Genomic DNA, 12,520 nt, shown 5'->3' with positions numbered 1-12,520 from the left:
AGGTGAGATATCATGTTATTTAAAAGTGTTTGAAATGCTTTTTCTTTTTAGGAAAATATAGGAAATGGACAAATTTGTAATCGTCTATTCAAAAAAGCCGAATCAACGGCATTGCTTGTTGATTCGGCTTTTTGAAGTACGGACTGTGAATAGGGTCGCTACGGCTACATTATTTATACGTTTTTTCTAATTTTCTCAATTCTTCTAGCATCGCTTTTCTGCGTGGGTATTTTTCTTTTAGTTCTTTGATCAGTAATTGAACAGAGATGGTGCTACTAGGGAGGGTGGCCATTTCAGCGATCAACAAAGCCATTTTATGATAACGTAAACGTGTAGTCGTCTCAGCAGCCATCCGCCGTAATTCGTATTCATATTTTTGAAGAAGTGCTTCTGGAAATTGCTTTCTCAAGAAAGAAAAATAGCGACTTGCTTCTTCCAGTCCAGGTGACTTGAGGACATAATCCAACAATAAATCATAACGTCTTTCTTTTGAATAAAACAATCCAACGTCTGTACGATATTTTAATTTTTCAAATAAGTTTTCACGTACCTCTTCCCACTGATCAATCGAATATGTTTTTTTCAATTGATGGATCAAATTCATATCAACGGTCTCTCCCTCTAATAGAAGATGCAAGACTTGTTCCGCATACAGCTCTTTTTCCCCTAGTTTATGATAAAGATTTTTTAATGCATAGCGATGCAAGGTGACCATATCAGAAGAGTGTTGATCTAATACAATACTTTCATTCAAAACAGTGATTGCTTCTTCATATGCTTTCTTTTGTATCAGATAGTCAATATATTGTGAACGTATAGTTGGAGATTGCCAGCTTTCGCGTGCACGTTGATGAATTTGATTGTCTGTATAATTCAAATTTTCCATTTGGCGAATGGATAGAAGTCGTTTGTTTTTATAGTTTAAGTGTCCGTTATTTTCAGATGTTTGATCAAGTTTTTGCTGATCCTGATCAGAGAACTGTTCGGGGAATTCTTCATGTAAAATTTGTTGGATATAAAAACTAGATTGGCTTGCGTTATTTATTTTAGCCAAAAGTTTAGAATATATTCGTTGTTTTTCTTGCTCAGATGCATGTCTAAGTAATTTTTTCCATAGAGAGTAACATTGATGCATGATAAGGCTGATATCATTTTCTACATTATGTACCTTTGCTAAGTCAAAGTGTTCAACTATTCTGTTCATTAATTCGAATGCATGAAGGATCTGATTTTTTGCGATGGATGTATCAATAAGACTGTTTAAAAATTCAGACAGTTCTTTATTGATGTTTTGAAGTGTACGATCATGAATATTGCTTCCAGAATAATGGGTATGTTTTTCTAAAATAACAATCATTTTATCGTAATCGTCCATATTATTGATTGTAGTATGTTCTTGGAATCGTTGAGCTAGTTCTTGGTTCTCTTTTAAAAGAATTAAGAGAAAGTCTTGAATATCTTGTTCATTTGCATAAGAAATCAACTTAACCAGTTCATTTGCTTTTCTCTGCTCTTTTTCCTGTTCATATTTGAACAAGGTAGCCACGACATGAGGACAATGACCTGTGTCTTCGTGGGAGCAACTGCAAGACAGACCATAGAATTGGTCGTCGTCTGTTAACTGGATAAGTATGTCATACTCCTTCTTGTTTTCTTCTGTGACTTTTGCGATGATTTTTTCTTTTGTAAACAAACATCCATGAACACGTTTTTCAATAAACATTTCGTAGCCATGATCTAAATCAGATTCCCAAAAATCGTTTTTCCAATCTTTCATAAAATTTCCTCCTTTAGTTATCTTCATAGTTTGATTTTACCGAATAAATAAAAAGAAAACAGCAATTTTTTTCCAGTACGAAGATTATTTAATCTATTATAAAAGTAATAATAATATAAAACTGTTATTTTAATTTTTAGATAACTAAAAGTGACTCTGATTTACATCAAATTAAAGAAATTTTTCCACGAGCGGCTGGTTTTCTGGACGTTTTTCTTTTTCTGATAATGCAATCTGTTTAATGAGTCCATCTAAAGTGATTACTGCCATTTCTTCTTCCACTTTTTTTTGTAATCGAGAATAAGTTGCAGCCAAGACTTCTTGGATATTAGCGCCTACCACGCAATTCGGATTTGTTTTTGGATCTACTTGGATCAAATTCGTGTTGCCTTCAATACTTCGATAAATTTCCAATAAATTGATATTTTCGGGAGCTTTCGCAAGTACGGGTGTTGGTTTCCCGCTTGTTGTATGGATAAGATCTGCTTTTTTTAATTGACTCATGATTTTTCGAACATTTGTTGGATTCGTTTCAATGCTACTTGCAATCATGTCGCTTGAAAGTAAATCAGTTCCTTGAAATATGTGGATATAAGCTAAGATGTGGATCGCATCGCTTAATTGTAGAGAATATTTCATTAAAATCCATCCTTTCAACTTGATTTCTTGACTTATCTTAGCATACTCTTTATGATAATGGTGTATTTTAAAAATGTACAGCTATATGAACAAAAATAATTAATCAATAGGGAGTGGGAATATGACTTATTTAGTAACAGGAGCAACTGGAGGATTTGGACACTACGCTTTAGAAGAATTAAAGAAACTGGTTCCCTTGGAGGAAATCTATGTCCTTGCTCGTAATGAAGAAAAGGCACAGAAATTAATTGAAGCAGGTCTTCAAGTTCGTATCGGCGATTATGCTGATCGTGAGACGATGATACAGGTGCTACAAGGCATCGATCGTCTATTATTTGTATCAGGTGTACCGGGAAACCGACAAGCTGAACATCAACATGTTGTAGAAGCAGCAAAAGAAACAGGGGTTTCTTTTATTGCCTATACTAGTTTTGCGGATGCAGATCATTCGACTAGTATCTTGGCTCCAGACCATCAATTTACAGAAAAAATCATCAAAGAATCGGGTATTAAACATACCTTTTTACGAAATAACTGGTACTTAGAAAATGAGATGCCATTGATTGGCGTAGCATTGAAAACTGGTCAGTTTGTTTATGCAGCTGGCGAAGGGAAAACCGGTTGGGCGTTAAAGAGAGAGTATGCAGAAGTAGCTGCAAAAGTATTAGCAGGAATGGATTATCCTGAGGTCTTAGAATTATCTGGAAAACCAATCACCTATCAAGCCTTGGCAGAACAAGTTGCTAAAGTAAGTGGGAAATCTTTAGATATCCTTTCGTTGGCTCCAGGTGAATTTACAGACAAACTAACAGCGTCGGGATTTTCTCAAGGTGGTGCAGAAATGACGACTGCAATCCAAAATGATATTCGTAATAATCAGTTAGATGTAACTTCTGATGATTTTGAAAAAGTATTAGGACGCGAATTGACTTCGATAGAGGATGGGTTAAGGGAATTAGGTATCTAAATTAAGGACTAGTTTTTTCCACCAAATTTAATAGGAATGTTACTCTTAGAGCGCGCGTATGGGTTTGGAAATAGTAGATGTATTTCTAAACTATGCCGGCAAGCCTCTAAGAGTTTTTTATTTTTTGATTTGAGCCAATAATCATCGACTTCAAAAAATAGAAAGTTACAAAATGGCATAAAGACTCCTCTAAATCTTAAGAATTTATATACTGAAAAATGTTGAAATCTATGTATAATTAAAAAGTGTATGATGTTTAAAGAGAGTGTATATTTCTGTTATCATATGCAACACATTAAATTATTTTATTTTTAAGAATAAAGGAGAAGTAATGAAAGCAAAAAATTTATTATTTAGTGCAATTGTTCTGAGTAGTCTTGTGACTACCAACTTTACTGTATTTGCAGAAGAAGTAGGGATAAATAATTCTGTTGAAACCACCGTTTCGACACAAGCTGACGATGTGACAGAACAGCCTACGGAAAATGTGGAAAAAACTGAATCTATTACGAATCCTCTGACAAATGGGGAAGAACTAACACACACACATCAAGCGGATTTATCACAATTTGAAAATCCTGGCATAGCAGCATTTTCAGCACGTGGTTCTTCAAATGCGCAACAAGCGTTCATTGATAGCATTGCTGCAAGTGCACAGACCTTAGCAAGCGCGAATGACTTATATGCTTCAGTTATGATCGCTCAAGCGATTGTTGAAAGTGGCTGGGGGAAAAGTACGCTAGCTTCAGCACCTAATTACAATTTATTTGGAATAAAGGGAAGTTATAATGGGCAATCCGTGACAATGCCAACTTCTGAGTTTGTAAATGGGCAATGGATCACTGTAAATGCTGCTTTTCGTAAATATCCTTCGTACGCAGAATCTTTACAGGATAATGTAACTGTTCTTAAAACAACTTCGTTCCAATCAGGTGTGTATTATTACTCAGGTGCTTGGAAAAGTAATACCTCTTCGTACAAAGATGCCACAGCATGGTTAACAGGGCGTTACGCGACAGCACCAAACTATGGTTCAACATTGAATAATATTATTGAGACCTATAATTTGACACAATATGATACGCCAGACTCTAGTTCTTCACCGATGTATCGCTTATATAATAAAAGTACAGGGCAACATTTATACACATTAAATGCGGGAGAGAAAAACTATTTATCAACAGTTGGTTGGAAATACGAAGGAATTGCATGGCAAGCACCAAATAGTGGTCAACCAGTGTATCGTCTGTATAATCCAAATAATGGGGATCATCATTATACAATGGCTCAGTCAGAAATCAACTTCCTTACCCCACTAGGCTGGAGATATGAAGGGCTAAGTTTTTATTCTGGAGGTTCTAAACCAATTTATCGACTATTTAACCCAAATGAAACTATCGGAACACATCATTACACATTAAGTTCAGTAGAAAGAGATTCTTTGACACCATTAGGGTGGAGATATGAAGGAATTGGCTTTTATGCGAATTAATCAATAAAAAATATCTACTTGGCATTTTCAAACAATGCCAGGTAGATATTTTGTATAAAAGATCAGATCAATCAAACTGATCCAAACGCCAACGTTCAATGATGTTGTTCAATTTTGTGCCATAATTTGGATCAGTTGCATATGTTCCAGTTAAGGCTTGGGTCGCATCTCGATAAGAACGTGTATTAACTTTCCAAGTTCCACGATAGCGAACAGGATCCCAAGGTACGCCGTATTTTAATTTTACAGCATTGTCGATGAAAGATTCATCGGTACTTTGATAGACACGGAATTTCGAATTAACAGGTATCGTGATCCCATTGACAACTTCATTTGAGACATGCCAAACGTACTCATATTTTCCTTCATCTTCCCCATCTTTGAACTTCATTCCAAAGAAATTGTTCGCATTGCGTGCCAAGAAGCTTGTACCATAGCCGGTTTCTAAAATTGCTTGAGCAAGCATGACAGAAGTGTATAATCCGTATGCTGGAGCAACTCGATTTGCACTTTGTGTAATAGAATTGACAAATCTTCCTTCTGGTGTTGAAGTGTCAATTTGACCTAATATAGTCAGTTGATTTGCTTGGTAACCTGCTGGTTTTCGATCATTTTCTACAATCGTGACTTCAATTGCTTCGACAGGCAGACTCATTCCAACTGAGCCTGCCTTTTGACCATTTGAAGCCCAACCTAACCAACCGCGTGAACGGACGAATGAACGATAGTAAATATCGTATTTTTCAGATAATTCACCTGTTAATTGAAAAGAGAAGGCCTGGAGTGCACGACTATGTCCGACCGAACCTGATATTGCTCCATTCTCAACAGGATTCGTCCATCCACTTGATGAAATGTGTGAATCATATCTAATTCCACCAGAGTAATCACTTTGTTCTAATTGTGCACGAATTGCTTCAAATTGACGCCCTTGATTCGCATGATTGATTGAATTACTTAGACCATTGCGATTGACCCAACCAATACCAGACACATGACCATCAAAGGAAACCTTAGGTGGGGCAATTCGAAAGGCACGAGCTGTTTGACCTGGGGGAGCTTGCCCTTTTTCGACTAGTTTTATTTGTAAGCCCTCTGCACGATATGAGTAACCTTGTGTGCCAGCTGATTCTCCATTTTTTGCCCAGTCTAACCAGCCGAAGTGTTGGGAATGGACACGGTAATAAATATCATAGTGGTGACTGATATCACCGGTCAAATTAATTCGGACAGCTTGTAATGCTAAGCTTTGTCCAACGGTCCCTGAAGTTTGTCCTTCCTGAATCCATGAAGTTTCCCAACCACGATGTGCCAGGTGGGATTGGTAAACGATACCACCTTCATAACTGTTTTCCGTTAATTTTAATTGAAGTGCCTGTAAGCTAAGTCCTTGTCCGACCGTTCCAACTTGTGTCTCGGCTGTTTGTTCTGGTAGCCATCCTTTAGAGGCTACGTGAGCGTTCGCTAAGACAGAAGGAGTTTTTTCAACATAAGATTCACCCGTTGGTGGCCCAGTTTGCTCTTTGGGTAGCAGACGTATTTCGATTGCTTCAATACGATAACTGTACCCCAATGTACCAGCACTATTTCCATTTTCTGCCCAAGGTAACCAACCTAGATTTTGAGCATGGATTCGGTAATAAATATTGTAATGTGTTGCAAGTTCGTCTGTCAGTCGTATCCTGATTCCTTCAATCTGACGACCTTGTCCTTCTGTTCCTGATATCCCTCCATTTGATACCCAATTTTGCCAACCATGATTTTCAATATAGGAAGTATATTCGATTGATCCAGAAAAGGCAGAAGAGAGATTGACACGTAACGCTTCAATACGTAATCCTTGTCCTTCTGTTCCAGAAATTTCCCCATTCGAAGATTCAGGAAGCCAACCTTGCCCGCGTACATGCGTGGAATAATTTATAGATGCTCTTTGGACGTAAGAATCTCCAAGTTCAGGACCTTGTTGGGAGCGGCTAATTAATTGAATTTCGATAGCTTCGATTCGGAAACCAAAGCTGGATGTTCCAGAAGGATTTCCATTTTTTGCCCAGGGTAGCCAACCAAGTTTTTGAACATGAACTCGGTAATAAAGGTTATAATTTTCAGCCAATTCTCCTGTGAGCCGCATATTAATTCCTTCGATTTGAAGACCTTGCCCCTCCGTTCCTGATATTGCTCCATTTGATACCCAGTCTTGCCAGCCAGTTCCTTCAACATAGGAACTATACTCAATCGAGCCAGAAAGGGAAGAAGTAAGATTGGCACGTATTGCTTCAATGCGTAGTCCTTGTCCTTCTGTACCAGACAACTCACCATTTTTTGAGGTGGGCATCCACCCATGTCCACGCACATGTGTTGAGTAACTAATTGAAGTTTCTGTTCTTCTTTCGCTAGGTGAATGATTTGTATCATTGACACTACTATTCGAAGGTATAGTAGGTGTAATATTTTCTTTTTCAGTTGTGTCTGGATCACCTTGTCCTAATTTGTTGAAGTCGTTCTGATCAACATACCCCACCACAACATTGTCATGGGATATTTTATAAAATGAACGATTATTGATTTGTATTTGTTGATTTACTTCATAAAGTGTTTCAAGATCAGCTTGCATTGCAGATTTTTCAAGCCATGCATCATCTAAAGTGGAATAAATTTTTGCATGATTTTCTGTTAATTTTCCTTTTTCAGAAAGGTTTATTATTTTAGAAGCATGATAAGTTAAATTTTCTGCACAAATCCAACCGGACTGCGTAGCACTTTCGACAAAAAAGTATGTTTCCTGATTGGATAATACGATTTTTCGACTCAAAAGAATGTTTCCAGAGAATACTTTTTCATTAGGTTGTTGATTAAATGTATCAGTTAGTGATTGTTGTTGCACACTCCCATATTGATCAGTCAATTCCTCTATTTCTCGAATAGTGGTTTTTTCTGTGACCTGCGGATAATACTCTTGGATCAAAGCAAATAAACTATCTTCATTGATCGCTAAAGTTGGATCAATTGAAAGAATATCTGTGAGATTCTCGAGTGAGAGTTGATAAGTTTTAAACTGTTGTGCAAGATAATAAGCTAAAGTTTGTTTGGTTTGTGAGACATCTCCAGTGTAGACAGCTAACTGGATCGTGGATGAATCAGTAGTTCGGGGGTTAGGGACTTGCACATCCGTGGAATTGATTTCATAGATTGTGTTTCCACTAATGTAGCTGTGTGTTGTTTTTTTGTTTTCCTCATCTTCAATAAATGTTTGTTGCATAGTTTCAGTCGCTGATAAGTTGATTCGTTTCGGTTTACTGACACCATCCTTATAGCTTTCTCCTATTAATTGGGGAGTTCCTATTATAGTTGGTGTGTCAGTGCTAGGTGGGGGTATCTCTTCATTGGTGGTTGAAATGGTAGTTGGAGATATTACATTCGTTGTTTTTTCGTCGGTGATTGAACTTGAGGTGGTTTCGGTTTGCTGATTATTGGTTGTTACTGTTTCTGCTAAAGCAATACATGGCGACAATAATGCGTTTAATAACATTATCGATGCAAGCAAAATCCTTACTTTCATCAAATATCCTCCTAATTATAATCTTTTCTTTATTTAATTGATAAGAAAATGTTATTTTTATTTCGGTGTTACTAATATTATTCTATCGTAAATCTAATTATTTTCCAATATATTTTCTAAATTAAGTCAAGAAATGTAGCTCAATGAAAAAATAAAATAAAAACTTACGAAAAAATTTCATTTATGCTATGCTGTTTTTCATGAAAAGGAGTGATTGAAGTGCCAACAAACAAAAAAGAAGGAATTATTTTTACAACGATGATGTGTTTCCTGATGGTTTTAGGGATGAGTATCTATAATCTATGGTTACATAATGCATTACATGTATCAAACTTATTCGTAGGCCTTATACCAGGATTTATCGTGGCATTTATCTTAGATGTTTTTATCGTAGGAGTAGTAGCGAAAAAGATTGCTTTCAAATTACCTATAAATAAACAAAATAAAATGCAAATGATCCTCACGATTTCATGTCTCATGGTTTTAGGTATGGTGACATGTATGTCATTATTCGGTATTGTTATTGAACAAGGGATCCCAGAACAATTTCTTTCTGCCTATCTTACAGCTTGGAAAATGAATGTGATCATGGCGTTGCCGTTACAGTTATTATTTGTCGGTCCAGTTTCACGTGCAGTTTTGGCGACGATCCAAAAATAAATAAAGAAGTCTCTATGTTGTCGCTAGCAACTTTCAGTTAGATAAGCTAAAATGCAAGCAAGACATAAATGTGAGGCTTAGATGATGATCGAAGAATATTTTAAAGAGGTAGGTTTGACGATGGTCGAACTACCTGTTGAATGGGTAGATGAACAGTTGATTTATCGGGGGTTGATCAAGGAGCTACCGACGATCAATGCGGAGGCTAATTCAAGGGCAAAAATACAACAACAGTTAGCAGAGACCTACCGAATCTATCGTGAACAACTTCTTCTTGAATCGGAAGAGGAAAAAGAAACTACCACAAATCTGACGAGTGAACAATTATTGCGCTATTACGATGGAGAAACGTTTGATGGCTTTTCTTTATTTGATCAATTAACGGAAGAATAGTCTATCAAGGGAGAATGTACTAATAGTATTCACTCTTTAGAAACAAGACGACATCCACGAAATTTATTTTAAAATTTTGTGGATGTCGTCTTATTTTTTTCTTTTAATAAAGAATAATCTGATTTTTACGTAACTTTATTATGAAAGACAACTCGCACATAAAATGTTTCCCGTGAAACATTATTTACGAATTTGTCCATCTCCATAGATGATGTATTTCGTCGTTGTTAACTCATTTAGCCCCATTGGACCTCTAGCGTGGAGTTTTTGTGTAGAAATACCGATTTCTGCACCGAAGCCAAATACTGCACCATCAGTGAAGCGAGTGGAAGCATTGACGTAAACAGCAGCTGCATCAACTTCATTTAAAAAGCGTTGGCTTGCTGTATAACTGTCCGTCACGATAGCTTCGGAATGTTGTGTATTGTGACGGTTGATATGTTCGATTGCTTCGTCCAAAGAATCAACGATCTTAACCGATAAAATATAATCCAAATATTCTGTATCCCAATCGGTTTCATCTGCTAAGGTTGCGGTCTCTAAATAATCTAACGCGCGAGCATCTGCATGTAGAGAGACACCATGTTCAACCAGTGCTTGCTCAATAGATGGCAAGAAGAAAGGCGCGATCTCTGAATGGATCAGCAAAGTCTCGGCAGCGTTACAGACAGAAGGGCGAGATGTTTTGGCGTTCACAATGATATCCACTGCCATGGCTAATTGTGCTTCTTTATCGATATAGATATGGTTGTTGCCGGTACCCGTTTCAATGATTGGTACAGTGGCTTGCTCTTTCACACGTTTGATCAACGAAGCACCACCTCGAGGAATCAATACGTCTAAATAATCCGTTAATCGCATCAATTCTGCAGCGGTCTCATGAGAGGTATCATCCACGAATTGGATCGCGTAAGGCGAAACTTCAGCATGTTCCAATGTTTCTTGAAGCAATTCAACCAACAGTTGATTGGAGTAGAAGGCTTCTTTTCCACCTCGTAAAATCACTGCATTTCCTGATTTAAATGAGAGACTGGCCGCGTCAGTTGTCACATTCGGGCGTGATTCGTAGATCATGCCGATGACACCTAGAGGGACACGTTTCTTGCCAATCAACAAACCATCTTCGTTTTGCCACATGTGATCGACTTTTCCGATTGGATCGTCTAGTTGCGCCACTTTAATGATTTCTTCCGCCATTGTATGGATACGTTCTGGTGTTAGCCGTAAACGATCTTGCATTGTTTCGCTAATATTATTTTCTGTCGCTTGATCTAAGTCTTTTTGATTGGCTTCAAGAATGGCTAGTTGATTTCTCTTGATTGTTTGTGCCATTTGCAACAATAAGTCATTTTTTTGTTTAGTCGGCATCAAAGCAAGTTCTCGTGCGCCTTTTTTTGCTTGTTTCCCAAGTAGGTTAAGATCAGTCATTATAAAACCTCCTTAAATAATGTTCCGATTTCTTTTCCAGCTAAAATATCAAAAATGATGGCTGGATTTTTTCCGTTTGCTAAGATCATCGGACGATTTGCTTCAAAGATCCTTAAAGCTGCTTTTAGTTTGCTTGCCATTCCACCAGTTCCGTAGGCACTACCAGCACCACCTGCTTGAGCCATCAGTTCATCATCGATCGCGGTAACTGTTTGATACATTTCAGCATCAGGATTGATGGTTGGATTATCCGAATAAAAACCGTCGATATCTGAAAGAATGATGAGTAGATCAGCGACAATCAGTTTGGTAACGATCGCAGATAACTGATCGTTGTCGCCAAATTTGGTGGGATGATCTAATTCATCAACTGCGACGGTGTCATTTTCATTGACGATCGGAATGGTTCCCATTGCTAGTAGCTGTTCTAATGTATTGACAACATTTTTTCGGCTTTCAGGGTAATCGATAACATCTCGCGTCACTAAGATTTGGGCCGTTTGTTGACCATACACACTGAACCGTTGATTATAGATATTCATCAATTCAGCTTGTCCAATTGCTGCAATCGCCTGTTGTGCGGGGATCGTAGTAGGACGTTTTGTTAGATTCATCTTGTGCATCCCAACACCTACTGCACCGGAAGAGACTAAGACGATTTCTTTCCCCTGATTACGAAGGTCAGAGAGAACAAAAGCGAGTTGATCGATCGCGCCCAAATTGATGTTGCCATTTGGGTAGATCAACGTGCTTGTTCCTACTTTTATAATAATTCGTTTTGCTTCTATTATTTCTTTTCGCATGGAGCACCTCAACTAATCTTTTTTACACAGAAATGATTTTGCTCTATTCTACTTGTTTTCAATCATAAAGTCATGTTTTAATAAACTTTTTTTTCAAAAAATCAATAAATTTGTTTCTTAAGTAGAGAAAGGAATTTCATGAAGAATTCGTTAACTTTGGGTATTCAGTCGCTTGGTATGTTAAAATAGAACTAGTTTACTCTGGGAGGGATTCGGTGAATAAAAGAGGTTTTGAAGTAATTACACGTTATCAGGATCAACAGATCCAATTGCCGCAAAGAGCGACTCATCACGCTGCCGGTTATGATTTTGAAGCAGCAGAAGATGTGGTGATTCCAAGTGTTTGGAAAGCCGGGTTCAAGCAAGGACTAACAGCTGTATCAGATGCGCTGATCTCTGAAATGTCAGCAGAGGAAAAGAAAATCAAACCCGTTTTAGTGCCTACAGGAATCAAAGCGTATATGGGTGAGGATGAGTTCTTACAATTAGCTAATCGTTCGAGCAATCCATTAAAACGTTTTTTGATTTTGACTAATGGTGTCGGCGTGATCGACAGTGACTATTATAATAACGAAGCAAATGAAGGGCATATCATGTTCCAATTCACGAATTTTGGTTTCAAAGATGTAGTGATCAAAAAAGGGGAAAGAATTGGGCAAGGAATCTTCCTACCGTTCTTAAAAGCGGACCAAGATCAAACCGCTAATGCTCGTCAAGGTGGATTTGGTTCATCCGACCAATAAGTAAAGTAGATTTAAGTTATCTTTAATTCAAGAAAAGTAAAATGAAAGACAGGTGGTACACC

The 12,520-nt window shown here is 37.5% G+C and carries 10 protein-coding genes; 5 read left to right on the top strand and 5 right to left on the bottom strand.

The window, feature by feature from the left end; all coding sequences use genetic code 11:
* Window positions 1-169 precede the first annotated feature (169 nt).
* Together P3R27_RS09810 and P3R27_RS09805 are read right to left on the bottom strand one after the other, a co-directional pair.
* Entirely contained in the window at window positions 170-1,777 is a 1,608-nt protein-coding gene (locus tag P3R27_RS09810) for an SWIM zinc finger family protein (RefSeq protein ID WP_034688641.1), read from the bottom strand.
* 171 nt (window positions 1,778-1,948) lie between these two features.
* Window positions 1,949-2,416, bottom strand: coding sequence for an Rrf2 family transcriptional regulator (locus P3R27_RS09805; RefSeq protein WP_019723027.1), 468 nt, complete (start codon window positions 2,414-2,416; stop codon window positions 1,949-1,951).
* 121 nt (window positions 2,417-2,537) lie between these two features.
* Between P3R27_RS09805 and P3R27_RS09800 the strand changes: the two genes are divergently transcribed.
* The gene (locus tag P3R27_RS09800; protein WP_034688639.1) at window positions 2,538-3,383 is read left to right on the top strand and encodes an SDR family oxidoreductase; all 846 of its coding nucleotides are present in this window, start codon (window positions 2,538-2,540) and stop codon (window positions 3,381-3,383) included.
* Between the two features lie 331 nt (window positions 3,384-3,714).
* Window positions 3,715-4,875, top strand: coding sequence for a glycoside hydrolase family 73 protein (locus P3R27_RS09795; RefSeq protein WP_126134386.1), 1,161 nt, complete (start codon window positions 3,715-3,717; stop codon window positions 4,873-4,875).
* Window positions 4,876-4,942: 67 nt separating this feature from the next.
* Here the strand turns inward: P3R27_RS09795 and P3R27_RS09790 are convergent, their stop codons facing one another.
* Window positions 4,943-8,431 (bottom strand): glucosaminidase domain-containing protein, encoded by a 3,489-nt coding sequence (locus tag P3R27_RS09790; RefSeq protein WP_051536181.1) that lies wholly within the window; start codon window positions 8,429-8,431, stop codon window positions 4,943-4,945.
* Window positions 8,432-8,650: 219 nt separating this feature from the next.
* On the opposite strand from P3R27_RS09790, the gene P3R27_RS09785 reads away from it, so the two are divergent.
* Window positions 8,651-9,091, top strand: a complete 441-nt coding sequence (locus P3R27_RS09785; RefSeq protein ID WP_019723030.1) for a DUF2798 domain-containing protein — start codon at window positions 8,651-8,653, stop codon at window positions 9,089-9,091.
* Window positions 9,092-9,175: 84 nt separating this feature from the next.
* Complete coding sequence (locus P3R27_RS09780; RefSeq protein WP_034688677.1) at window positions 9,176-9,484, top strand: hypothetical protein; 309 nt, start codon at window positions 9,176-9,178, stop codon at window positions 9,482-9,484.
* A gap of 180 nt (window positions 9,485-9,664) precedes the next feature.
* Here P3R27_RS09780 and P3R27_RS09775 read toward each other — a convergent pair whose 3' ends face one another.
* Window positions 9,665-10,912 carry a glutamate-5-semialdehyde dehydrogenase gene (locus P3R27_RS09775; RefSeq protein WP_034688634.1) on the bottom strand — a complete coding sequence of 416 codons (1,248 nt, stop codon included), beginning with the start codon at window positions 10,910-10,912 and terminating at the stop codon, window positions 9,665-9,667.
* Window positions 10,912-11,715 carry a glutamate 5-kinase gene (proB, locus tag P3R27_RS09770; RefSeq protein WP_034688632.1) on the bottom strand — a complete coding sequence of 268 codons (804 nt, stop codon included), beginning with the start codon at window positions 11,713-11,715 and terminating at the stop codon, window positions 10,912-10,914. Before proB ends, P3R27_RS09775 begins: the two co-directional genes overlap by 1 nt.
* Before the next feature lie 215 nt (window positions 11,716-11,930).
* Here proB and P3R27_RS09765 point away from each other — a divergent pair, with 215 nt between their 5' ends.
* Window positions 11,931-12,458, top strand: coding sequence for a dCTP deaminase/dUTPase family protein (locus tag P3R27_RS09765; protein ID WP_034688630.1), 528 nt, complete (start codon window positions 11,931-11,933; stop codon window positions 12,456-12,458).
* The last annotated feature ends 62 nt before the right edge of the window (window positions 12,459-12,520 follow it).

This window comes from Enterococcus spodopteracolus, assembly GCF_030441955.1.
Classification (GTDB): Bacteria; Bacillota; Bacilli; order Lactobacillales; family Enterococcaceae; genus Enterococcus_B; species Enterococcus_B spodopteracolus.
This window is presented reverse-complemented; position numbering and strand designations above follow the sequence as displayed.

Excerpts from the sequence above, each read along its gene's own strand:
- P3R27_RS09805 (WP_019723027.1), bottom strand. The coding sequence starts at position 2,416 with ATGAAATATTCTCTACAATTAAGCGATGCGATCCACATCTTAGCTTAT.
- P3R27_RS09780 (WP_034688677.1), top strand. The coding sequence starts at position 9,176 with ATGATCGAAGAATATTTTAAAGAGGTAGGTTTGACGATGGTCGAACTA.
- proB (WP_034688632.1), bottom strand. The coding sequence starts at position 11,715 with ATGCGAAAAGAAATAATAGAAGCAAAACGAATTATTATAAAAGTAGGA.
- P3R27_RS09775 (WP_034688634.1), bottom strand. The coding sequence starts at position 10,912 with ATGACTGATCTTAACCTACTTGGGAAACAAGCAAAAAAAGGCGCACGA.
- P3R27_RS09810 (WP_034688641.1), bottom strand. The coding sequence starts at position 1,777 with ATGAAAGATTGGAAAAACGATTTTTGGGAATCTGATTTAGATCATGGC.
- P3R27_RS09800 (WP_034688639.1), top strand. The coding sequence starts at position 2,538 with ATGACTTATTTAGTAACAGGAGCAACTGGAGGATTTGGACACTACGCT.
- P3R27_RS09795 (WP_126134386.1), top strand. The coding sequence starts at position 3,715 with ATGAAAGCAAAAAATTTATTATTTAGTGCAATTGTTCTGAGTAGTCTT.
- P3R27_RS09790 (WP_051536181.1), bottom strand. The coding sequence starts at position 8,431 with ATGAAAGTAAGGATTTTGCTTGCATCGATAATGTTATTAAACGCATTA.